Here is a 23,965-nt window from a genome sequence, read left to right as displayed (position 1 = left end):
GGAGGTTAAATGTGGGAGGGGGCAAGCCCCCTCCCACATTTTGATCTTCATAGGTCATGAAAAAGGCGGCTACCTTGATCAGGTAGCCGCCTTTTTTGTGCCGCCGGTAACGCTTAATCCGGCACTTTAAACGCCATCACATAGTCACCCTGCTTGGTACCCAGGGAACCATGACCACCCGCCATGACCAGCACATATTGCTTGCCGTCCTTGCCGGTGTAGGTCATCGGTGTGGTTTGCGCGCCGGCTGGCAGGCGGCCTTCCCACAGTTGCTTGCCGTTTTTCACGTCGTAGGCACGCAGGTACTGGTCGAGGGTACCGCTGAGGAAGGACACGCCACCGGCGGTGGTGAAGGTGCCGCCCAGGCTAGGTACGCCCATGCTCAACGGGATCGGAACCGGCGAGCTGTCGCGCACGGTGCCGTTCTTGTGCATCCAGATGGTTTTGTGGGTAGTCAGGTCGACCGCCGCCACATAACCCCACGCCGGTGCCTGGCACGGCAGGCCCATTGGCGACAGCATGGCTTCGAGGATCACACCGTACGGCGCGCCTTTGTTTGGCTGCACGCCTTCGGTTTCGCTGACGCGTGGGCCTTGCTTGGCGATGTCGGCAGCCGGGATCAGCTTGGACTTGAACGCCATGTAGCTCGGGTTCACGAAGGCGACCTGGCGAACCGGGTCGACAGAAATGCCACCCCAGTCGAACACGCCGAAGTTACCCGGGTAAACGATCGAACCTTGCAGCGATGGCGGGGTGAACGGGCCGTCGTAGCGCATGGATTTGAAATCGATGCGGCACAGCATCTGGTCGAACGGCGTCACGCCCCACATGTCGCGCTCTTTGAGCGGCGGCGGCATGAAGTTCAGGTCGGACTTCGGTTGGGTCGGCGCGGTGTGGTCACCGGCAACGGCGCCTTGCGGCACGGCCACTTCGTGGATTGGCACTACCGGCTGGCCGGTGGCGCGGTCGAGCACGTAGATGCTGCCTTGCTTGGTCGACGCCATCACCGCTTGCTTCACGCCTTCAGCGGTCTTGATGTCGATCAGCGACGGCTGGCCGCCTACGTCCATGTCCCAGAGGTCATGGTGAGTGAACTGGAAGGTCCACTTTACGTGGCCGCTGTCGATGTCCAGAGCGGTCAGGCCGGCGCTGTATTTTTCCGAATCTTCGGTACGGTCGCCGCCGTATTGGTCGGGCATCTGGTTACCCATCGGCAGGTAGAGCATGCCGAGTTTTTCATCCACGGCGAACATGGACCACATGTTCGGCGAGTTGCGGGTGTAGGTCTTGCCTTCGGCCAACGGGGTGGTGTCGTCCGGGTTGCCGCTGTCCCAGTTCCACACCAGCTTGCCGGTGTGCACGTCGAACGCGCGGATCACGCCGCTAGGCTCGTCGGTGGAGACGTTGTCGGTCACGTGACCGCCAATCACTACCAGGTTTTTGGTAACGGCTGGTGGCGAGGTGGAGTAGTAACCGCCGGGGGCGAAGCTGCCGATGTTGGCACGCAGGTCGACCTGGCCTTTGTCACCGAAGTCTTCGCACATCTTGCCGGTGTCGGCGTTGAGGGCGATCAGACGGGTGTCGGCGGTCGGCACGAAAATGCGTTTCGGGCAGGCAGTCGGCGCGGCGGCCGGGCTGGCGCTGCCGGTAGGGCTCTGCTCGGAAGCGTAGGCGGCGTCATCGTGATACGACACGCCACGGCAGGTCATGTGCGCCCAACCCTTGAAGCTTTCAGCACCCTTGGTGGTGATCTTCGGGTCGAAGCGCCAGATTTCCTTGCCGGTGTCCGGGTCCAGCGCGATCACCTGGCTGTGCGGCGTGCACACGTAGAGCATGCCGTTGACTTTCAGCGGGGTGTTTTCCGCAGTGGTTTCTCCCGGGTCGCCTGCGCCAGGAATGTCGCCGGTACGGAAGGTCCACGCCGGCACCAGCTTGTGGGCGTTTTCCGGGGTGATCTGCGCCAGCGGCGAGTAGCGGTCGCCATGGGCCGAACGGCCGTAGGAATTCCAGTCGCCATCGGCCTGGGCCGGGGCAGCACTGGCCATGCCTGGTACCGCGTCGCGGTCCAGTTGGCCTTTGATCTCACCCGGGTTGGTGAATTGGCTGGCAACGGCAGCGGCACCGGCCAGTACCACGGCGATGCTCAGTGCGCCGGTGCCCAGCGGGGCCGGTTGGCCACGCAGCAACGGACGGCGAAACCACGGGAGCAGCATGACGATGCCCAGGGCGAACAGCAGTGCCAGGCGCGGCACCAACTGCCACCAGTCCAGACCGACTTCCCACAGGGCCCACACGGTACTGGCGAACAACACCAGTGCGTACAGACCCAGCGCAGCGCGGCGGGTGGCCAGCAGCAGAAGGCCGGTGAGGGTGATGCCGATGCCGGCCAGCAGGTAATACAGCGACCCGCCGAGCATCGTCAGCTTGATACCCCCGGCCAGCAAGGCCAGGCCCATGATCAGCAACAAGACGCCTAGCAGCCTGGGCAGCAGGCGGCTTGGGCTCGAAGCACCATCAGTGCTCATAGTGTGTTTCTCCGTGACGTAGGAATTTTGTAACCCCGTGCTTCACTGTAGATGACGATTCGGCGCGGGCTTGGTTCAGCGTTAATTCGGTTTTTGCACGGTCGGGCGTAAGACAGCGCTGTCTTTGCGGGTAGGGATATTCAGCAAGATGGGGTCGACCGGGGGAGTGAAACGTTTCAGGTTGTTGCGAAGGATAAAGGGAGTGGTGCCTGAGAGAAAGCCTAAATCGCGATATGCATCATTTCCGATCTGGTAACAGTGACGAAGTGTCGCTGCAACAAACTAATGTGGGAGGGGGCTTGCCCCCTCCCACAGGGGAACTGCGGTGTGTTTTTTAGAAGGTGGTGCGCAGGCCTACTTGCACGCTTCTGCCGGGGGCCGGCGCGATGTCGCGCAGGATCGAGCTGGCATAACGCACGGTCTGGTTGGTCAGGTTTTCGCCGTCCACAAACGCCAGCCACTGGCTGCCGCCCATGTTGAAGTGATACCCCGCACTCGCGCCCAGGGTGGTGTAGCCATCGGTGCCGCTTTCGTTATCCGGTACACGCCCCTGGCCGGCGGCGTGTTCGACGTCGATGCGCGCTTGCCAGCGATCCAGCTCCCACAGCAGGCCGCTGTTCAAGCGCAGCGGTGCGATGCGCGGCAAGGCTTCGCCGGTGTCCAGGTTGGTGGCGCGGGTGTAGTCGCCCGACAGCTCCAGCGCAAACTTGCCGTAGGCGCTTTCGCCGAGCTTGATGTGATCCTGGGCTTCGAAGCCGGCGAAACGTGCACGCACACCGGAGTATTCGTACTCAGGGATGCCCGCCGCGTCTTCCTCGCCGTCGTCGTTCAAGGTACGACCGGTGCCCAGCAAGCCGATGTAATTGGAGAAGTGGCTGTAGAACACGCCGAAGCTGCCCTTGTGGGTGCCATTGTCAAAGCGCAGGGCCAGGTCGCTGGACACGGCTTTTTCTTTCTTCAGGTTGGCATCGCCCAGCTCGTAGGTGCCGGTGGCCACGTGCGCACCGTTGGCGTACAGCTCGTAGAACGTCGGTGCGCGTTCGGTGTAGCCGAGCGTCGCGGCCACCGACCAGATCGGCGTAAGGGTGTACACCGCGCCCGACGACAGGCTGCCGGCGGTGAAGTCATTGCTCTTGTCCGCGCCGGCAAAACGTTCGTTGCCCTTGGCGTCGGGGTCGACGCTGGTGTGTTCCAGGCGCCCGCCGAGGCTGAGTTTGAGGCGCTCGGTGGCCTGCATTTCTTCGAGAATAAACAGCGCGCCGGCGTTGGTGTCGGTCTGCGGCACGAAGGCTTCTTCGCCCAGGGCCGAGAATTCGTTGCGTGTCACTTGTGCGCCGACCACGCCATCGAACGGGCCGATAGGCTGGTGGCGCGCTTCAACGCGGGCCTCGTAGCCTTTGTTCTTGAAAATGGTGCCGGTTTCGCCGCCTTCGATTTCGCGGTGTTCATAGTCGGTGTAGCCGGCGTCGAGTTTCACCGAGGTAAACGGGCCTTGCAGGTTGCGGATTTCGGACGCGAACGCGTAGTGGTCCTGCTTCATGCGGATGCGCACGTCCTGCTCGGCGGGGGAGCCGTAGTTGGCGTCGTAGCTGCTGTAGGACAGCCCGGCGTAACCGTCGTCCCAGGTGTAGGAGCCGCCCGCCGCACCGCCGTCCTGGCGTCCGTCGCTGTTGCCCAGGCGGCCGTTTTTGCCGGGGGCGTCGTCGGTGTCCGGCGCGTGGCGGCTGCGGGCAGAGCCTGGGATTTTGAGGTCGTTGAATTCCCGCGCGTTGGCATCCAGGTGCAAGGCGAAGGTGCCGTTGCCGGCCTCCAGCTTGCCCGCGCTGCTGCGCGTGGTGTCGGCGCCGCCGTAGCGCAATTCACCGGCACCGTGGATGCCTTCGATGGCTTCGGTGGGGATGCGGTTGTCGAAGGTGTTGACCACGCCACCGATGGCGCTGCCGCCGTACAGCAGGGCGGCCGGGCCGCGCACGATTTCGATGCGCTCGACGTTGACCGGGTCCAGCGGCACCGCGTGGTCGTAGGACAGCGACGACGCATCCAGCGCGCCCACGCCATTGCGCAGAATGCGAATGCGGTCGCCATCCTGGCCACGAATGATCGGCCGGCTGGCGCCTGGGCCAAAGTACGAAGACGACACGCCCGGCTGCTTGTTCAAGGTTTCGCCGAGGCTGCCTTTTTGTTGCAGGGTCAGCTCATCGCCTTCCAGCACGGTAGTCGGCGAGGCGAGTTGCTCGCTGCCCAGCGGGTTACCGGTGATGACTTGAGGTTGCAGCTCCAGCGCGTGGGCGTGGGAGCTGATCAACAGGGCGGCGGCAAGCGGGGTCAAGCGCCACAAGGGGGAAAGGGACATCGGACATTCCTTGGCAAAACGGCAAAAGAGAGAAGGCTGAAGACGGCTTAGTTATAATATAACATCTCTTTTTTCGTCGCGAAGGGGAACTTTCTCCCAGGGTCTATATTCAATGCAGTGCTTCCACCGTCAGGCCCCGTCGGCTAAGGTGCGCGGCTGTATTCCTCCGACTGCAAAAGGCCCGGCATGACCGCGACAAGTAACGACCCTCTCCACGGCGTGACCCTGCAGCACGTGCTCACCACCCTGGTGGAACATTACGAATGGGCAGGCCTGGCCGAGCGCATTGATGTGCGTTGCTTCAAGAGCGACCCCAGCATCAAGTCGAGCCTCACGTTCCTGCGTAAAACGCCGTGGGCGCGGGAGAAAGTCGAAGGCTTGTACGTGAAGCTGATGCGCACCAAACGCCCGCTGGATTGAGCCGATGAAGCGGTATGTGGCAGCAGCGGCGCTGGCCGGTTGGGTAGGGCTGGCGATTCAGCAATACCTGATTTTCTATTCGCGCTGGGAAGCCGGCGCCAGCCTGCTGGGCGGGTTGATCAATTTCTTCAGTTTTTTCACCGTGCTGACCAATACCCTGGCGGCGGCGGTGCTGAGCTATGCTTGGGTGAAGCGCGATTCGGCGGCGAAGCGGTTTTTCCTTGCGCCCAGTGTGAGCAGTGGCATCGCGGTGAGCATCGTGGTGGTGGGCCTGGCCTACAGCCTGTTGCTGCGGCATTTGTGGCAGCCCGAAGGGTTCCAGTTTATTGCCGATGAATTGCTCCACGACGTGATGCCGCTGTTGTTTGTTGTGTACTGGTGGCGTTGGGTGCCCAAGGGTCAGCTGCGCTTGAAGCACATCGGCCTGTGGGTGATCTACCCGCTGGTGTACTTCGGCTATGCGCTACTGCGCGGGGATTTGCTTGGGCAGTATCAGTACCCGTTCATAGACGTCGGCACCCTGGGTTATCCACAGGTGTTCGTGAATGCCGGGGGGATTCTGGCGGGGTTTGTGCTGGTGGCGTTGGTGGTGGTGGGGCTGGATAAGGTCATCAAGCCCCGCGCGTGACTCACTCTTCGTCGCTGCCCTCGGCACGCCAGTAACCCACAGCCTTGAAGGCCTCCTCATTGATCTGGTGCGTATCCAGCAGCACCCGCCGTACCTGGCGCGACAGCTTGGCTTCGGTCGCGACAAAACTGTACAGCGAGCCACTCGGCAGGGTCAGGTTGCGCACCGTTCCCACCAGGTCATCCTGGCCGCGCACGACCCAGATCACCTCAACGTCGGCGGCACTCTGCAGCGTTTGCTGTTCCGCTGCATTGGCGATTTCAACCACGGCCAACACCTTGCGCCCCGCCGGCAATTCTTCCAGGCGGCGGCCGATGGCAGGCAACGCGGTTTCATCGCCGATCAGCAGGTAGCTGTCGAAGATATCCGGCACGATCAACGAGCCTCGCGGCCCACCGATATACAGGTGCTGGCCGACTTGTACCTGATCGGCCCAAGTGGACGCAGGGCCGTCGCCGTGCAGCACGAAGTCGATGTCCAGCTCGCCAATTGCCAGGTCGAAGCGACGGGGGGTGTAGTCGCGCATGGCGAGTTTTTCGGCGTCCTTGATGTTGAACGTCGGGCTTTCCAGCGCGGCCACTTCGGCGGCGTTCTGCGGGAACAGCAACTTGATGTGATCGTCGCTGCCCAGGCTTACAAACCCCGCCAGCTCGGGGCCGCCCACGGTGATGCGGCGCATGCGCGGGGTGATGTCGACCACGCGCAGCACATTCAGGCGGCGGCGTTTGATTTCGTGGGTAACGCGGTGGATAGCTTGAATATTCATTGAGTTTTCCCGTCGGCAATGGCTTGGGCGGTGCCGTTGAGCAGCGCGGCAACGCGCACGATTTCTTCCGGGCTCCAGCGCCCATGGTGCGAATGCAAGGCGTGGCGCAGGTTGTGCACCGCCTCGTGGATTTCCGGCGGGCGGTCATGGCCGCGCAACGAGCGTTTGCTCACGTCCATGCGCAGGCGAATGCCTTCGAGGGCCACCGCCTGTTCGCTTATGAAGAGACGACCGGCGTCGGTGATTGTGTAGCGTTTTTTGCCGCCTTCGGCGTCGCCGCTGATCAAGTCGCTCTCTTCGAGGAAGGTCAGGGTCGGGTAGATCACCCCTGGGCTTGGGCTGTAGGCGCCGTCGAACAGGGCTTCGATCTGCCGGATCAGGTCGTAGCCGTGGCAGGGCTGCTCGGCGATCAGCGCCGGCAGCAGCAGTTTCAGGTCGCCCGGGGCGAAGACCCGTGGGCCTCGGCCGCCGCGCCCGCCGCCAGGGCGTTTTTCGAAGCCGTCGCGGTCATCACCGTGGTTACGGTGGGAATGATGGTCTCTCATTTCTGTGTGCTCTCGTTTGGTTTCGATACAACTTAAGATATATCTTAAGAAGGGCGCAACCTCGCCAGACGAACGGTCATTCCTCGCATTTCGTGATGAAGGCCACAAAACGCCGCACAGCCACTCGACATATTCTTCAACTTGTTAGTTGATAGGGGGCCGTAATTACTATTGTTTTTTAGACTATGTAATCTTATTCTTACGGATCTCTCCGGTAGTAAACAATTCTCGTTTATTACTATGTAGTATCTTTCTTACAGTTAATTTCAAAGTTTTGGCAAAGTGCCATAATTTTCCTATAAGTCGTGGTGTAACAAAGCTACGCAACTAAGCGAATTGGACGGCTTTCTTAATCAATCTCGCCATGGATAATTGCCCGGCGTCGAACGAATCCATCAATTGCAATGCAAGTAGTTGGAAAAACTTCAACACTTCAATGCACGCGGAAAACGTTTAGGCGCCTAACAAGTCCTGCGCATAACTGCGTTCAGGAATCCGTTGTGATTTTAATATTACGTGAGCGTCTGCTAATGAAATCTAAAGTGAAAACTGCACTGTTAACTGTCGGCCTGCTGGCGGGTTCGATCTCTGTTGCCAACGCGGCAGATGGAACGGTTACGTTTTTAGGGTCGGTCCACTCGGGTGCTTGCTCCATCAAGCCTGAATCCGTAGACCAGTCGGTTCACCTGGGCGCCATCGCGAAGCATCAACTGGAAACCGGTGGCCGTTCCGAATCGCGCCCAGTGCGTATCGAACTTGAAGGCTGCGACCTGTCCGGCCTCACCGACAACACCGTGACCACCACCTTCACCGGCGCGCCGTCGGGCGTGGTACCGGGTGCGATCGGCACCGTCGGTGGCGCGGGCGGTATCGGCATCATGATGACCCACGGCGGCCGTCCGGTCGTGCTGGGCACCCCGACTGCGCCACAAGTCATCGCCGTGGGTAACAACACCCTGGAGTTTGGCGCCTATGTGCAAGGTCAGGCAGCGGGCGCAATCGTTCCTGGCGAGTTCAGCGCAGTCACCAACTTCACCTTGGCTTATCAGTAAGTTTTTCCCCCCGCGATGTGAATCGCGGGGGGGGAACTGGCGGGAGGTTCAGGTGAAAACATTCATAAGTCTCGCTATCGCCTCTTCGTTGACGATGTTCATCAGCCCTTGTGCGTCTGCGCAAGGTGATGGCGTCGTGACGCTGGGAGGCCAGGTCATCGACTCCGCCTGCGGGCTGGAGGCAGCCTCTGTCGATCAAACCGTCGAGATGGCTGCCGAGCCCATCGGCCGGCTTTTACGCGAAGGGGAGGGGCAAAGACAGCCCTTCCAGTTGCGTCTGGTCAATTGCTCGCTCAATCGCCCCGACCCGCTGCGCCCGGGTGGCAGCCTGCCGGATTGGGAGCACCTGCGCGTGACATTCGACGGCCCGACCGATAGGCAAGGGCGCTCCTTTGCCACCTTTGGCGGCTCCCAGGGGGTGGCCTTTCATATCGAGGACGCGACCGGCCAGGAGAGTGTGCCGGGGGTGCCGATGGCGCTGTACCCGATAGTCGATGGCGACATGACGCTCAACTACACGGTGCATTTAGTCGGCAACGGAGTGCCGATGTTGGCCGGGGATCACACTGCCGCAGTGCGGTTCAAGTTGGAATACTTCTGAAAAATGATGGGTTGCTTGCATGTGGAATGCGTCGAAAGTCATAAATACCCTTCGCCCAAGCCTGTTTGGCGGGTTGATATCGCTGGCAGGCACTGCACTGGGTGCTGGCGATATCGAGTTTAATACCGATGTGCTTGATTTAAATGACCGCACCAATATTGACTTGTCTCGGTTTGCGCGCAGCGGGTTTATCTTGCCGGGCACCTACACGATGGAAGTGCAGATAAATACCCAGGCTATCTCCGAACAACCCGTGGCGTTTTATCCTCCGGATAATGACCCCAAGGGCAGCCAGGCCTGTATCTCACCCGAACTTGTCGACCAACTGGGCCTGAACAAATCCGGCGTGGCACAACTGCGTTGGTGGAAAGACGGTCAGTGCCTGGACCCCCAGGGCTTGCCTGGCATGGAGGTCAGTGCCGATCTGGCCACCGCCACGCTGAACATCAGCCTGCCCCAGGCCTACCTCGAATACAGCGCCATCAATTGGGACCCACCCTCACGTTGGGACGAAGGGGTGCCCGGGTTGCTGATCGACTACAACCTGACGGCCCAGTCCAACTACCTCCGGCATGACGGTACCCGCAATGAACTGAGTGGCAATGGCACCGTCGGGGCCAACGCCGGGGCCTGGCGCCTGCGGGCGGATTGGCAGGGGCGTGCCGAGACAGACCGCGAGTCGGCGAGCAATCGGAAAAAGCTGGAGTGGAGCCGTTACTACGCCTACCGCGCCATTCCTGCGCTCAAAGCGCGTCTGCTGGTGGGCGAGGACTACCTGTATTCGGACCTGTTCGACAGCTTCCGCTTTACCGGTGCTGCGCTCAAGTCGGATGAAAGCCAACTCCCTCCCAACCTGCGCGGTTACGCGCCGGAAGTGGTCGGCGTGGCCAAGACCAACGCCAAGGTCATCATCAGCCAACAGGGCCGCGTGCTCTATGAAACGCTGGTGGCGGCAGGGCCGTTTCGTATCCGGGACCTCAACGACGCCGTGTCCGGCATGCTCGATGTGCGCATTGAAGAGCAGGACGGTTCGGAACAGAAATTCCAACTCTATACCGCCGGCGTTCCTTACCTGACGCGTCCCGGGCAGGTGCGCTACAAAGTGTCTGCCGGGCGACCGTCCAACCTTCAGTATCACTCCGACGGGGCTTTTTTCAGCACCGGCGAATTCTCCTGGGGCGTCAGTAATGGTTGGTCACTGCTGGGCGGCGCGATAACGGATAACAATTACCGGGCGTTGTCTGTCGGTGCAGGTCGGGATCTGCTGTCGTTCGGGGCCATCTCCCTGGACGTCACCCAGTCCAACGTCAACCTGTGGAACGAGACGTACTCGGGCAAATCCTACCGCCTTCAGTACTCCAAGAACTTCGAGCAGTACGACAGCCAGGTCACGTTCGCCGGCTACCGGTTTTCCGAGAGAAATTTCTTGAGCATGAGCCAGTACCTGGACGCCAAGCATTACGGCATGAACGGCGAACTCGGCGGGGAGGGCGTGTACGACAAGAACGGCGAGTTCGTCAAACACTGGAACCCGATAGGCGGCAACAAGGCGCTGTACACGGTCACGGTGAACAAGCAATTTCGTGACCTGGGCACCACCGTCTACGCCAGCTACAACAAACAGACGTACTGGAACCGACCAGAGACCCAGCGTTGGAACGTGTCGGCGTCACGCTACTTCAGTGTCGGCACCGTCAAAAACATCAACCTGTCGCTCAATGCCTATCGCACCCAGGAGTACAGCTACAAGGACAACGGCCTGTCGCTGACCGTCAGTTTGCCGCTGGGACCCTCCGGCACATTCTCGATGGATGCCAACCGCGCTGCCGGCGAAAACAATTTCTCAACGCGCTTCAACGATCGCATCGATGAACGCAACAGCTACCAACTCGGTGCCAGTGATAAATCGGCCAGTGGTTACCTGAGCCATATCGGCGACCAGGTGGATATCGACCTCAGTGCCAGTCAACGCGAAGGCAACAACCGCAGCCTCAGTGCGTCTGTTCGCGGCGGTGGCACGCTCACGCAACATGGCGCAGCCCTTCACCGTACCACCAGCAGCGGCGGAACCCGGTTGATGGTCGACACCGGCGGTGTGCCGGATGTGCCGGTGCGCGGTTACGGCGCCACGACCCGCAGCAACACCTTCGGCAAGGCGGTGATCGCCGATATCGGCAGCTATCAGCGCACGGCGGCCAGTGTGGATCTGGAGCGTTTGCCCAGTGATGTCGAAGCCACCCAATCGGTAACGCAACTGACCCTCACCGAAGGCGCGATCGGCTACCGCTCGCTGGACGTGATCGCCGGCAAAAAAGCCATGGCCGTAGTTCGCCTGCCCGATGGCAGTTCCCCACCCTTCGGCGCGACGGTGAAGAACACCAAGCAGCAGCCTACCGGGGTAGTGAATGACGGCGGGGACGTCTACCTGAGCGGCATTCAGCCTGGCGGGCAGATGGTCGTCAGTTGGGGTGGTGCCGAGCGCTGCGTTCTCACGCTGCCAATGGTGTTGCCCGCTGACGGCTTGATCGAATCCCTGCAGCTGCAGTGCCAGCTGGTCGCCACTGAACACCCTTTGCCCACGCCAGCCGTGCTGACCGGCACACGTAACGATACGGAGAAAACACCCTCATGATCCTGAATATGCGTCTCACACCCCAGCTCTTCGCCCTGCTGCTTTTGGGCTTGAGCCAGGGCGCCAACGCGGCTGTTGGCCTGGACCGCACCCGCGTGATTTTTGATGGCGGCAAAGATGCCACCAGCGTCAACATCACCAATAACAACACCCAATTGCCGTACCTGGCCCAGGGCTGGATCGAGGATGAAGAGGGCAACAAAATCACCTCGCCGCTGATCGTGCTGCCACCGGTGCAACGCCTGGAGCCTGGCAAACAAAGCCAGGTCAAAGTCCAGGCACTGCCGGCGGCCAAGGCGCTGCCGCAGGATCGCGAGACGGTTTTCTACTTCAACCTGCGGGAAATTCCGCCGCGCAGCGACAAGGCCAACACCCTGCAGATCGCCCTGCAAACCCGCATCAAGCTGTTCTACCGGCCGCAAGCCATTGCGCCCAGCCAGCAAGACATCTCCACCCCGTGGCAGCAAAAGCTGACCCTCACCCGCCAGGGCGACACTTACCGGGTGAATAACCCCACGCCTTACTACGTAACGCTGGTGGATGCGCGCAGCAGCAAGGACGGCAAAACCATCGAAGGCTTCGAGCCGCTGATGATCCCGCCCAAGGGCAGCGAAACCCTGGGGCCCATTGCCAAGGCCCTCGGCGCAACCCCGCATCTGGCCTATGTGAATGACTACGGTGGACGCCCGCTGCTGGTGTTCGCCTGCACCGGCGAGACGTGCACGGTGAATGTGCAAGCCTCAACACCCAAGTAGTGCTGCCGGGGGAAAACGCCATGAAGTTGCACAAAGTTAAGGTGTTGGGCTGTCTTTTAGTGGCCCTGACAGGGCGGGCGCATGCCCAGGATGTCGAGGGCATGATGGGGATGGTGAATATCCGCGGGGCCATGCACGAAATGCCCTGCAGCCTGGAGATGACATCACAGCATCAAACAATCGACCTGGGCGCCATCTCGGCCAGCCAGCTGCAAAAGCCCGGTGATCAGGCCAACGCCCTGGCGTTTCAACTGCGCTTTGCCGATTGCCAGCGCACCGCCGGGCGCATCACCAGTGAGCGCACCGGCAACCTGACCTGGAGCGCCCATCAACCGGTGCTGTCGGTAGCGTTTGTTGCACCTGCCGATGCCGATGACCCACGGCTGGTGAAAGTGCAGGGCATTACCGGGATGGGCCTGCGCCTCACCGACGCCGAGGGTCGCGATGTACAGCTGGGCGCAAGGGGCGAGCCGTTGTTTCTGCCCTTGGGTCACAGCACGCAAACCTGGAAGGTCCAGCCCACGCGCACCTCTGCGCCGTTGACCAGCGGGGCGTTCCGGGCGGTGGTGGATTTCAGGCTCAATTATGACTAAGGGCAAAACAATGGCTAGGTTAAGCGGCTCACGGGCCATGTTTATCGGTGGGGGCCTGTTGTGGGCGATCAGCCAGGGCGTGCAGGCGGAAACCAGCCTGACGATCCGCGCGGTGATCATCGCGCCCCCACCCTGCGTCATCAACAGTGGCACTACGCTCAATGTGCCGTTTGGCAACGACCTGCATACCACCCGCATTGATGGCGTCAATTACCGTCGGGATGTGCCCTACACCGTGCGGTGTGACCCACCCGTCTACAGCAACGACATGACCCTGGAATTGAAGGGCACCGGGGCTTCGTTTGACGGCACTGTGCTGTCGACGCGCAAGGCGGATCTTGGGGTGAAGCTGTTCGCCAATGGTGCCGACTGGCCGCTGAACACGGCCGTGCGGTTTACCCATCCCAACTTTCCGGTGGTGCAGGCCGTGCCGGTCAAGCGCGCGGGCGTCAACCTGACGGGAGGGGCCTTTGATGCCTCCGCCACGCTGGTGATCGAGTACCAATGACCCGCGCTGATAAAACGAGGAATAACCCATGACATTTTGGCCACAGCGAGCCTTGCTCGCCTTGTGCTCCATCGGCCTGTGCAGCGTTGCGTCGGCCAACCTGACCTTCAACGGCACGCTGAACGAACCGCCGCCGTGCACGATTGATTCGGGCAGCACCATTGAAGTGGATTTTGGCGACGTGGGCACCAAGCGCGTCGACGGCATTAAGTACCGCCGGGGCGTTGGCTACACCATCAACTGCGGCAACTCCCCGCTGCCCTGGCTGCTCAAGCTGAGCGTCAACGGCACGGCAACCACCTTTGATGGCTCGGCGGTGCAGACCAACGTGGCGGAGCTTGGCATCCGGCTGTTTCAAAACAACCTGCCGTTTCTGCTCAACACGCCGCTGGATATCTCCGTGTCGTCACCGCCGGTACTGGAAGTGGTCCCCGTCAAACGGCCGGGCGCGAACCTGGCCCCCGCCAGGTTCACGGCGGTGGCCACGCTGCTGGCCGAATACGAGTAGGAGTCGAGTCTATGCGACATGAAGTGATTCATAAGGGCCTGGCATTGCTGCTGATCGCAGGCCTGGCGCCCGCGGTACAGGCGGCGGACAACCTGCGGTTCATGGGCAACCTGGTTGAACAGGCCTGCTCGATTCGCCCCGGCGACGAAGCCCTCACGGTGGAGCTTTGGGACGTTGCCGAAAAACACCTCTACATCAACACCCGTACGGTGGGCAAAGGTTTCCGGCTGCACCTGGATGACTGCAATACCACCATCAGCGAGTCGGTCAGCGTCACCTTCGCCGGTGCAGAAAACCGCGCGCTCCCCGGTCTGTTCGCGCTGGATGGCGGCAGTGGCGCGTCCGGTATCGGGCTGGGTATCGAGACGTTGAGTAACCGGCTGTTACCCGTCAATACCCCCGGCGACCAACAGCCCTTGACCCCTGGCAATAACGTCATTGAGCTGAAGGCCTATGTGCAAGGCGAGCCGCAAGCCATCAGAGACCAGACCATCGAGCCGGGTGCTTACCGGGTGACTTCTATTTTTACGCTGGATTATCCGTAGCGGCTCGCCGTGAGAGAACACAATGAATCAACTATATGTAGCTGTTGTGCTTTTTGCCCTTGGTGGTGTTACGACGGCCGTGAACGCTGCGGATTGCCGTGTGAATGGCGGGGCGTGGGAAAGGGTAAACCCTGGCGGGACGTTAGGCCTGCAGGTCCGCGTGAATGTCAGGCCCGAGTTGAACTCACCTCGCATCCTGCTGGAAGGGGTGAACTTGGAATGCCGATTCGAGCCCGATAATTATCCAGGGCGTGGCCGGCAGGATTACTGGGCAACCGGGACAAGGGTTGGCCCGGCCTGGACAGCCGGTCCGAAGTTTTCCGGCCAAGGCACCGGCTTACGCATAAATGGAGTGAACCACGATAACCCTGTTCCGGACGGTATTCGGATTGCGACGATGCCGGACAACTTCGGCGCGGTCGCGATTAATGTGACGCCGTATATTTTGCAGCGCGATAGCCCGACTAACCCAATTGATATTCGGATAGGCGACACACTCGGCACGTTACGGCTCGATCAGACAAACAACTATGACGCCACCTCGACGGCGCTCGTGGTGACTTACATTGCCAACAACGAATTTGTCGTGTCGCCCTCAACCTGCACGATCAACAATAACAACCCGATCGTCATCGACTTCGGCAACGTGCATCAGCGCGCAATCGGTACCGACCCGCTGACCAGCACCGTGCGCGTCGACCGCCGGCTCACCTACAACTGCCCGGGCCCCGGGATGAGCTTGCCGATCACCATTACCTACCAAGGCACCGCGTCGTCGTTCAACACCGACCTGTTGAGGATGACCAATGCCAACGTGGGTGCGGCGCTGGTGCGTGGGGGGGCTGCGGTTCGGGTAAACGGTGCGTTCCAGACCCGTATTACCAACGGCGTGGGGCAGGACGATGTGACGTTTTCCTTGGTCAAGCGCGCGGGCACCTTGCCTGATGCCGGGCCCATCAGCGGCAGCGGCGTGCTGGTGATGGGCGTGCCCTGACACTGCTGGAAATGTGGCGAGCAGGCCAGCCAGCTCGCCACGAAAACGTCGTTTCATGCATCAGAGGTGGCTGGTTTCAACCAGCTGCCGGTTGCTCAAACCACTCGCCTTGGCCAAGGCCTCGCGGGTCAGGTGGCGCATCCATTCCTTCTCGCGGTAGCCCAGGTCATTGAGCAGTCGGTTGTAGAAGTCGTCGGTCATTTCGTTGCCGGAGAACACCACGCTTTCCGGCACTTCCAACTCATCGACAAGGCGTTTGAGCGATTGCCTCAAGGTCTCTTTTTGCGCGGGCTCCAGGCCTTGTGAACGTGCCCACTCGGCCTGCAACTGCTGCAGCTCATCGATCTTTGCAAACTGCTCGCCGGTACGCTGTTCGTTGTCGCGATAAACACTGTCATTGCGCTCGCGCAGGTACTGTTCCCAGTAGTGCTCGAGCAGCATCTGGTTGACCAGACCATCACCTTCGCCCATGTCCATGACGGTCTGGAAGGCCTCTTCGATGCGCTCCGGGGGCACGTCGGCGGTCAGACGGTAAAGCATGTGATCGGACAGCCAGGGCAAGTCCAGCCTGGTCGCCAGGGACGTCTGGTACGCCAGGTAGATTTCCACTTCATCGACCGGCCCTGGCTCGCCGTCGCGCACGTCCGAACGCAGGCGCTGGCCCAGCCCGCCCTCGGCGATTGGCCTGAGTCGGCGCGCCACGTCTTCCTGAATCACCTCTGCCAGCAGCTTCATACGCGCCCGGCCCCTGGCCAGTGTCACCAGCCGGCCGGCGCGCTCTTCATCGGTGAATGAATAACGCTGGGCTTCGCTGGCGAGCACTTCAACGCCCATCTCATTGAAAATCTGCGCGCCGCCATCGGCACACAGCCCCGGGAAACTCGACATTTTGAACAGCCGCTCGCGCAACTCACCGTCGACACTGGCCGCGAGGATCAGTTGCCATACCCGCTGGGTCAGTTCCTGGCGATTGGCGGTCAAGCGCAGCCGGTCTTCCTGGGTCTGCACTGACTCCTCGCGCTCCAGCGACTTGAGCACCTCGAACAACCCCTGTGAGCCATGCTCCTGTTCCAGGGCATTCCACAAGGCCTTGCGATGCTCGTGCAGTTGCGAGTCCATCGCGTGCAGCCAGTAGGCGCTGTCGCCCTTGGGATCGTAGGTGCGGTTGGGGTCCAGCCCGGCTGCCAGCCGGTAACCTTCGTAGCGCTCGCGCTGGTCGAGGCTCAATGCGCTACGGTCCAGGCGCGTACGGGCGATGATTTGCGCCTGTGGCGTGCCGGGTGCAAATTCGGGTACTTGCTCAATCGGGTTGCCGCGCAGGTCGAGTACAAACTGGCGGTTGCGCGGCTGCGCAAACACCCCCGTGGGCCAGGTGGTGATCTGCGTCTGGTTCAGCAGCAGGTCGCGCAAGTCAGGCATGCGCGAGATATCCGGCGTGGCGCCCAGGGGGTTGTTTTGCAGTTGCAGGTTTTCCAGGCGACGTAGGTTGGCCAGACGCTGAAGGCCCTGGCCGTTCATCTGGATATGGTTATCGCGCAGGTTGAGGTAACGCAGCTTGCGCATGTCGCCGACCGCCTCGGGCACCCAGGGCAGGTCGTTGTAACCCAGGTCCAGGGAGCGCAGGGCCGGGAACGCCTTGAGGAAATGCTCGTGGACTGCGCCAAAACGGTTTTCGGCAATGGTCAAGCTGGTGACGTGTTCAAAGCCGGCAGTCAGTTCCGGCAGCGTATCGGGCAGCAGGATACCGCGCAGGTCCAGCTCCGCGCCGCCTTGGGCATTGCCCCACGGGTCGCTGTGCACGGTCATGCGGTCTTCCCAGCAGCGATACAGCACATCCGCCACATGGTGGCGGCTGGCGCGCTCCTGGCGATAAGCGCGGCTGTTTTTCGCGTGGCCGTTGGCCGAGCGCTTCCAGTGTTCCAGAGTGGTCTGCAACTGTGCCTTCTCAAGCGTCAGCCGGTTCACCACCGTGCGCATCTGGCGGGGGCCGATGCTCTCGATATAGTGCTGCAGGCGGTCCTCGTTCATCCACGGAAACAGCAGTTCCAGGGTCTGGCGGTGGTGTGTCGCCTCGGGGGCCTGGGGCAAGCACCCCGGCCGGCTGGCGCCCGGCCCTTGCAGCAAGCGGCTGGTCTGGGTGTCGGCGGTGGTGCGGATCGGCTGTTGCGCAAGGACCCGACGGCGCTCGCCCAGGGATTCCAATTTGCCCATCAGCCAGCGTTTCAGCGCGGCGCCCTGGCCGGGTGTGTGGCCTGGCACCTTTACGGCGTGAAGCAGCGATTCGTAAAAGCTCTGCAGCCCGTGCAGGCGCTGGTGGGTCTGGTCGAACAGCTCGTAGCCCAGGCTGTTTTTACGCACCATGATGCGTGTCACGGCGGCATCGGCCGGGCCCGCCTCGCAGCGCAGCTGGCCGTCCGGGGTTTGCTCGCGCACCTGCAGATGCACGTCGCCGAAGGCATCGCTGTGCAGCTTGAGGGTGTTGATGGCCAGGCGCTCGGTGTCGACGCTCAGCGGCCAGTCCGGGTAAAAGCCGGCGTAGGCCTGGTTGGCCTGCTGGGTGAAGTTCACTTCCTCGGCCTGATTGCGCAGGCGTAAAGGCAAACGCTCCTCGCTCAGGGCCTGGCGCTCGGTGCGGCTGGCGCTGCCCAGCACGGCCTGGGCCAGGGCCGGGTCCAAACCGGGTACCTGGCGTTGCAGCAGGCGGATCTGCGGGTCGCCCGATTGCTGGTTGATCTGATGCACGTACTGCGCGATGTCATCGATTTGGGTGTGCACGTAGTCGGCCAGTTGGTCACGCAGCGCTTGCACCCGTTCGGCACGCGGCACCTCGCGGCCGAGCAGGGAGCGGATCGCGTCTTCATCAAGAAAGCCCAGCACTCGGTCCGGCAACCGGCCGGACATCACGTCCCCCAGGCTGATTTTCAGCGTGGCCGTGGGGGTGGCGTCGGGTTTGGTGTAGGTGCGTGAATCGCCGGAAAGGTCGGCACGGATAAAGACCTGCAATGCGCTAGTGTCAGGCCAGCCCGGCAGCTCGGTGACGGTCTGCTCGAACCACGCCGAGGACGGGTCCTCGGGCAGCGGCGTGCCGGTGCGCAAGGTGCCGGCAGCCGACTTGGCCGTGTGGTAAGCCTCGTGGCGCTTGAGGCTGGCCTCCAGCAGGGGCGGCGGCGGGCGGTTGTGCACGTACACGCCGCGCAACTGGTCTTCGTCGGTGCCACTGATGTCGCGCACCTGTTGTAACTCGGCGTCGCTGAAGGGCTTGGTGCGCGGCCCGAGGCGCCGCATCAGGGTGTGGCTGTCCCACAGGCGCGGCTGTTCGGCTTCATGCACGAAGGCGCCGTGGCCGTTAAACATGACGGTGGGGTGGTAGGCGTCTGCACGCGTGGGGTGCTGGATTCGGTGCGTGTCATCGAGGCTCGCGCGTACTTCGACGTGCTGGTCGGCCAGCGCCAGGACCCGCTTGCCCTGGTGCTCGTGCAGGCCGAGGGCGTCGGGTTGTGCATCTGCTGGCAGTTCCAGGTTTTTCAAGGCGTAGGGGGTAAGGTCCGGGTTCCACAAGCGCGTGCGGCCATCGCTCATCTGCACCGGCTTGAGTCCCTCGACAAAGGGCGAGAGTTTCAGCCGTGCGGTCTTTCCGAGCGCACCCGCCGCGCCAAACAGGGCCAATTGCAGGGTGCTGTCGACCACGCCGATAAGGTGCTCGGTCGCCTCCAGCCGCTGGCCTTCGGCCCAGTCGACAATGCCCTCGAACACCTCATCGGCCAGTTGGTAGGCGCTGTAGGCCAGCATCAGTTCACCCAGCAGCGGCACAAACGGCGTGGCCACCAGCAGGGCGGCGTTGAGGATGTCGCTGAGGATTTTTTCCAGGTTGTCCCACCAGGCCCAGCGTGCATGCCGGTCGGCGAGGGCGGTGGACACCGCAATCTCCCGGGCGTCATTGAGAAGCTTGTTGAGGGTAATGCGGAACTGGTAATGCCACAGGTCGTTTTCGGCGCTGTTGCCGGAGCGGTTTTGATAGTCGTCCTCGATGGGCAGCAGGCGAAATTGCAGGTTGGGGTGGGTCACCGGGGTGTCTTTCCAGGTGGGGCCGGGGTCGGTCGGGGCCTTTTGGTGCCAGCGCACTTTGCTCAGGCGCGCGTTGAGGTTGGCGAAGAAATAGCCGCGTTCGCTGTGGGCGACAAACTGGCTGAAAAACCGTTGGTACTGGTCACGGTCGCGCAGTTGCCGGGTGAGTTCCTGGATAAAGGCAATCGGCGAGGGGTATTCCTTGAGCGGGTGCTCGGGGTCCTGGGGCACATAAGCCAGCAGCCGGCCGAGGGGCATGGCCGAATCGGGGGATGAGGAGAACAAGATAATGCCGCTCAGGGCCGTGTTCATCAGGCGCAGGGTGTAGGCGCCGAGCGGGCGTCCGTCCAGGCGTACATCCGCGCTGCCTTCCACCTGTTGCAGCACGGCCTTGTGCGCGTCCGCCTGCACATCGCCGTGCAACAGCGCGATATGGGCGGCGACCGTCATAGCGCTTTTCTGACTGCGCAGGGTGTTGTCGCGCAGGCTGCGGGCCTGGGCCGCATTGTTGAAGCCCAGTGCATCCTTGAGCTGCGCCTGGTAGCGCGCACCGATGTCCAGGTTGCGGCAGAGGGTTTTGAAGGTGTCGGCTGTCAGCAGGGCGTGGGTGGTGCGATGGCGCAGGTGCAGGATGTCGCGCTGGCCGCGCGCGTCTGCGGCCGAGAGGAAAGCGTGATCGACAAAACTGTCGCTGGCGGCGAAGTTGTGCAGCGCGGCGTCCAGCAACGACACGGTGCGGCTGACCACCGCATCGCTGCTGTCGAACACCCACCAGGCCAGTTCGGCCTTGGTGTACAGGCGCAGGAAGGTGTTGCGCACATCCACTTCGCCGTAATGGGCCAGGGCGCTTTTCAGCAAGGGTTCGGCGAAGGCTTGCACGTCGTTGAGGTCACGGAATGCCTGGTCGAGGGTGTTCTGGTTGGACCAGTGTTCGGCGATGGCGGTCTTGAGTTTTGGCGTCGGGGCAATGCTGCGCAGGCGCATGGTTTGCAGGGCGCGCACGCGCTCAAGTGAGGTATTTTTGATCCACGCCGGCAGGGCGTTCTGGATCTGTGAATAGTGGGCGCCTTGAAACTCGGCGGTAGGTGAATCGGACATGGAATGGACCTGAATAGCGCATGAGTAACGGTCCAGTCTATGCACGCGGCGGGGGCCGGTTAAGTTTGAATAGTGGGTCGGACAAGCGGCTTTTTCAGCAAGTAAATGCGTGGATAAAGCGCATAACTGCCACCCGTTTCAGCGTGAGGCAGTGGTTGCAGGAAGCTGGCACAAGGTGCCGCTGCCGGGTTGCAGATACGGTGTAAGAATCGGCGCCATGCCCTTGAGCACCTGCACCGGCAACGCCGACGTAAACCTGAAACCCTGGGCCGAAGCCCCGGGCACAAACGCGGTGAGTGTGCCGAAGTGATGTTCGCCGATATAGAACACAAAGGTTGCGGTGCGGTTGATCGCCTTGGAGCTGAGCACCCGCCCGCCGGCACCGATGGCTTCGATGCGGTTGTCGCCGGTGCCGGTCTTGCCGCCCATGGCCAGCGGCGCGCCGTCGGCCAGTTTGAAACTGCCGGACACCCGCCGCGCGGTGCCGGCATCCACCACCTGAGACAGCGCCTCACGCAAGGCGGTCGCCACCTCGGACGGCATCACCCGCTTGCCGCGCTCAGGGTCGTTGATCAAGCGGGTTTCGTAGGGCGTGTCGGCGGCAAAGCGCAGGCTGTCGATACGCAGCGTGGGCTGGCGCACGCCGTCGTTGAGGATGATTCCCACCAGTTCCGCCAGGGCGGCCGGGCGGTCGCCGGAGCTGCCGATGGCGGTGGCCAGGGACGGTACGAGGTGGTCGAACGGGTAGCCGACTTGCTTCCAGCGCTGGTGAATATCCAGGAACGCCTCGATCTCCAGCATGGTGCGGATGCGGCTGTCACGGGCGCGTTGATGCCGGCTCTTGAACAGCCAGCTGTAGACCTCCTGGCGTTCGTGTTCGCTGGCGGCCGTGGCCTCGGTGAACGTGGCTTTGGGGTGGTTGAGCAGGTAACCCATCAGCCACAGGTCCAGCGGGTGAACCTTGGCAATATAGCCTTGGTCGGGCAAGTCGTAAGCGCCGGGGCCGTAGTTCTGGTAAAGCTTGGCCAGGCGTTCGTCGGTGAGTTTCACGCTGCTTTTTACGCTGCTCATGTGCGCGCGCACGAAACTGTTGAAACTCGCCTGGCTGGCGTTGGGCAGCAGGTAGCGGTGCACGGCGGCCAGGCGCTGGGCGGTGGGGCGCATGCCATCAAGGAAGGTGTCGAGCCGTGCCTGGGTGTCTTTGTTGCGGTACTTTTTCCAGAACTTGAGCAGGAAGGTGGTGCCTTCGCGGTCGGCAAATTTGGCCAGGTATTCCTGGCGGCGCGGGTCGCTGTCGTCCTTGAGCAATTGCGCGCTGTTGTTGGGCGCCTGGTAGGTGCTGTAGCGCACCAGGTCGCGCATCAGGCGAATGAACGGCAGGTTGATCGATTCGCGCAGGGCCTCACGCAGGGTCGGGTTGCGGCCATTGTCTTCGTTGCGAAAGTTATGGAAGCGGTGAATGCCGCCGCCGGTGAAGAAGCTTTCGCCGGGGCTGGCGGAGTATTGCCGGTTGAGGGCCGCGTCGAGCATGGCCGGTAGGCTGCGGTCGGTGTTTTGCATCAGGTAGTCCAGGGCCCAGCGGGTCAGACGGTCCTGGTCGTCGACCTGGACTTTTTTCAGCTCGGCGGCGGTTTGGGCGCCGTAGCGGTCGTGCAGTTCGCTGATGATTTGCAGGTAGGTGGTGAGCACCCGCAGCTTGGCAGTGGAGCCCAGTTCGAGCTTGCTGCCCTCGTTGATGTCGAAGGGCTGGTCGGTGCTGTCGGTTTGCACGCGTACGCGGGCGCCGTCGGGTGTCATCTCGTAGAGGGTAAAGCTGTAGCGCACCTGGGCGGTGCTGGCGGGGGTCAACAGGCGCTCGCCGAGCAGGCCGATCTGCGCGGCGAAGGCGGGGTCGGCCAGGTGCTTGAGGTAGGCGGAGGCCTGGGCTTGCAGGTCGCTTTGCAAGGTGCTGGTGGCGGCCAGGTCGAGGCGGTCGAGGTCGTACAGCGGCCGGTTGAGCAGGGCGGCGAGACGGCTGCGGGCGGCGCTGATGCCCTTGTTGGTTTCGATCGGCTGCAGCGTCGGTTGCTGTTGCCAGTCGCGGTAGGTGACTTGGCTGGCCAGTGCTGCCTTGGCCAGCGCCGGGTCGATCACGGCGTTTTGTGCGAGCAGGCGGATATGGCTGTCGGTGAGGCTGGCCAGTTCGGCGTGGCCCTTGGACAAATAGTGCGACGGCCGACGCTGGGCGATCATCAGCGACAACACCTCACGCAGGGCCAGGCCGCGTTGCGCCAGCTGGGCCGGGTCGGTGCCGGCGAGCAGCGCGTTGGTGTGGTTGAAGTCGGCGCCGTACCACACGCGCAACCCCTCGGCCATGCCGTGCACTTCACCGTGGCCGGGCACCGCCGACAGCGGCACGCTGTTGAGGTAATCGCGCACGATGGCCTGGCGGGCCTGGAGGGTGTCCGGCCCGTGTTGATAAGCGCGCACGCTGGCGGACAGCATCTGGCGGATTTTTTCGCCGCCGGACAGGGTCAGGCCATCGGGCGAGTGGCGGTATTTTTCCAGCTGCGTGGCGAGGGTGCTGCCGCCGGCGCTCTGGCCGGGCAAGTGCAGCAGCTTGGCCACCTGCGACCACGCGGCCTTGGCAAAGCGCGGCCAATCCACTGCCGGATTGAGTTGCGGTTGCCTGGGGTCGAGCAGGTCGCGGTCTTCGATAAACAGCAGGCTATTGACCACCACCGGCGGGATCGCCGCGAAGCTGGGGTAGAACTGCTGGGGGTAGCTGAACTGGTACAGCGGCGTGGCGCGGCAATCGGTGATCGTCAGCCCTGCCTGGATTTTTTCCGGGTAGGGCACGACCAGGCCGTGGTCGGTGTAATCCATCAGCGCCGGGGAAAAACGCACTTGGCTGTGTATCAAGTAATCGCGCTTGAGCAAGCGTGGCAGGAACGTGTTCAGGTCGCTGTAGCCCAGGCGTTTGTCGAAGGGCCCGGCACCGGGGTAGGCCATGGCATCGCTGGCGCCGGGCTGCAGGCTGTACGACAGGTCGGCGGCCCAGCGGCTGAAAAGCCGGGCTTGCCAGGCGGAAGTCAACACCTCGCGGTGGGCGGCAAAGGCCAGGGCAATCAGCCCGAGCACCAGCACCAGCGCGGTCAACCGCCACCACGGCCGTCGCGGGCGTTGTGGCAAAGGCGGTTCATCCGGGCTGTCAGTGGGGACTGCAACCTTGGTCGACGCGTTTTGCCATAGAGCACCCATAGTCGATTGATCCATTCACGCAGATTGATCGGACTTGGTTGAAGCTTAGACGGTGGTGGCGCGGTGTGAGTCGAAATGTGGGAGGGGCAAGCCCCCTCCCACATTTAGTCCCCGAGGCCCTTGTCGTGCGATACTCG

General features: G+C 62.3%; 17 protein-coding genes. 11 read left to right on the top strand and 6 right to left on the bottom strand.

The window, feature by feature from the left end; translation table 11 throughout:
- Positions 1–113: 113 nt before the first annotated feature.
- A complete protein-coding gene (locus AC0IYH_RS27045; RefSeq protein WP_471837117.1) occupies positions 114–2,525 on the bottom strand; it encodes a glucose/quinate/shikimate family membrane-bound PQQ-dependent dehydrogenase in 2,412 nt (803 codons plus the stop codon).
- 334 nt (positions 2,526–2,859) lie between these two features.
- On the bottom strand, positions 2,860–4,878 hold the full coding sequence (locus AC0IYH_RS27040; RefSeq protein ID WP_471837115.1) for a TonB-dependent receptor: 2,019 nt from the start codon (positions 4,876–4,878) through the stop codon (positions 2,860–2,862).
- A gap of 186 nt (positions 4,879–5,064) precedes the next feature.
- Between AC0IYH_RS27040 and AC0IYH_RS27035 the strand changes: the two genes are divergently transcribed.
- Together AC0IYH_RS27035 and AC0IYH_RS27030 are read left to right on the top strand one after the other, a co-directional pair.
- Complete coding sequence (locus tag AC0IYH_RS27035; protein WP_048720273.1) at positions 5,065–5,298, top strand: VF530 family protein; 234 nt, start codon at positions 5,065–5,067, stop codon at positions 5,296–5,298.
- Between the two features lie 4 nt (positions 5,299–5,302).
- Positions 5,303–5,926 (top strand): Pr6Pr family membrane protein, encoded by a 624-nt coding sequence (locus tag AC0IYH_RS27030; RefSeq protein ID WP_122773576.1) that lies wholly within the window; start codon positions 5,303–5,305, stop codon positions 5,924–5,926.
- A gap of 1 nt (position 5,927) precedes the next feature.
- On the opposite strand, the gene AC0IYH_RS27025 is transcribed toward AC0IYH_RS27030, so the two are convergent.
- A complete protein-coding gene (locus AC0IYH_RS27025) occupies positions 5,928–6,692 on the bottom strand; it encodes a siderophore-interacting protein (protein WP_471837114.1) in 765 nt (254 codons plus the stop codon).
- Positions 6,689–7,237: a PadR family transcriptional regulator gene (locus AC0IYH_RS27020; protein ID WP_116628524.1), complete on the bottom strand. Its 549-nt coding sequence runs from the start codon at positions 7,235–7,237 to the stop codon at positions 6,689–6,691. The genes AC0IYH_RS27025 and AC0IYH_RS27020 overlap by 4 nt, the downstream gene beginning before the upstream one ends.
- 530 nt (positions 7,238–7,767) lie before the next feature.
- On the opposite strand from AC0IYH_RS27020, the gene AC0IYH_RS27015 reads away from it, so the two are divergent.
- From AC0IYH_RS27015 to AC0IYH_RS26975, 9 genes are read left to right on the top strand one after another with little or no spacing between them, the layout of a single operon-like run.
- Positions 7,768–8,289 carry a fimbrial protein gene (locus AC0IYH_RS27015; protein ID WP_116628523.1) on the top strand — a complete coding sequence of 174 codons (522 nt, stop codon included), beginning with the start codon at positions 7,768–7,770 and terminating at the stop codon, positions 8,287–8,289.
- Positions 8,290–8,341: 52 nt separating this feature from the next.
- Entirely contained in the window at positions 8,342–8,890 is a 549-nt protein-coding gene (locus AC0IYH_RS27010) for a fimbrial protein (protein WP_122773578.1), read from the top strand.
- A 19-nt stretch (positions 8,891–8,909) separates the two neighbouring features.
- Positions 8,910–11,522, top strand: coding sequence for an outer membrane usher protein (locus tag AC0IYH_RS27005; RefSeq protein WP_471837112.1), 2,613 nt, complete (start codon positions 8,910–8,912; stop codon positions 11,520–11,522).
- A complete protein-coding gene (locus AC0IYH_RS27000; protein ID WP_122773579.1) occupies positions 11,519–12,277 on the top strand; it encodes a fimbria/pilus periplasmic chaperone in 759 nt (252 codons plus the stop codon). The genes AC0IYH_RS27005 and AC0IYH_RS27000 overlap by 4 nt, the downstream gene beginning before the upstream one ends.
- A gap of 20 nt (positions 12,278–12,297) precedes the next feature.
- Positions 12,298–12,870, top strand: coding sequence for a fimbrial protein (locus AC0IYH_RS26995; protein ID WP_116628520.1), 573 nt, complete (start codon positions 12,298–12,300; stop codon positions 12,868–12,870).
- Between the two features lie 10 nt (positions 12,871–12,880).
- Positions 12,881–13,378, top strand: a complete 498-nt coding sequence (locus AC0IYH_RS26990; RefSeq protein WP_122773580.1) for a fimbrial protein — start codon at positions 12,881–12,883, stop codon at positions 13,376–13,378.
- 28 nt (positions 13,379–13,406) lie between these two features.
- Positions 13,407–13,886 (top strand): fimbrial protein, encoded by a 480-nt coding sequence (locus AC0IYH_RS26985; protein ID WP_122773581.1) that lies wholly within the window; start codon positions 13,407–13,409, stop codon positions 13,884–13,886.
- An 11-nt stretch (positions 13,887–13,897) separates the two neighbouring features.
- A complete protein-coding gene (locus AC0IYH_RS26980; RefSeq protein ID WP_471837111.1) occupies positions 13,898–14,431 on the top strand; it encodes a fimbrial protein in 534 nt (177 codons plus the stop codon).
- Between the two features lie 22 nt (positions 14,432–14,453).
- Positions 14,454–15,425, top strand: coding sequence for a fimbrial protein (locus tag AC0IYH_RS26975; RefSeq protein WP_122773583.1), 972 nt, complete (start codon positions 14,454–14,456; stop codon positions 15,423–15,425).
- A gap of 60 nt (positions 15,426–15,485) precedes the next feature.
- Here AC0IYH_RS26975 and AC0IYH_RS26970 read toward each other — a convergent pair whose 3' ends face one another.
- A complete protein-coding gene (locus AC0IYH_RS26970) occupies positions 15,486–20,588 on the bottom strand; it encodes an NEL-type E3 ubiquitin ligase domain-containing protein (RefSeq protein WP_471837109.1) in 5,103 nt (1,700 codons plus the stop codon).
- Between the two features lie 138 nt (positions 20,589–20,726).
- A complete protein-coding gene (locus AC0IYH_RS26965) occupies positions 20,727–23,828 on the bottom strand; it encodes a transglycosylase domain-containing protein (RefSeq protein ID WP_471837107.1) in 3,102 nt (1,033 codons plus the stop codon).
- Positions 23,829–23,965: the final 137 nt, after the last annotated feature.

It is taken from the genome of Pseudomonas sp. AC463 (assembly GCF_979253585.1).
Note: the sequence above shows the minus strand (reverse complement) of the source record. Positions and strands in the feature narration are given on the sequence as shown.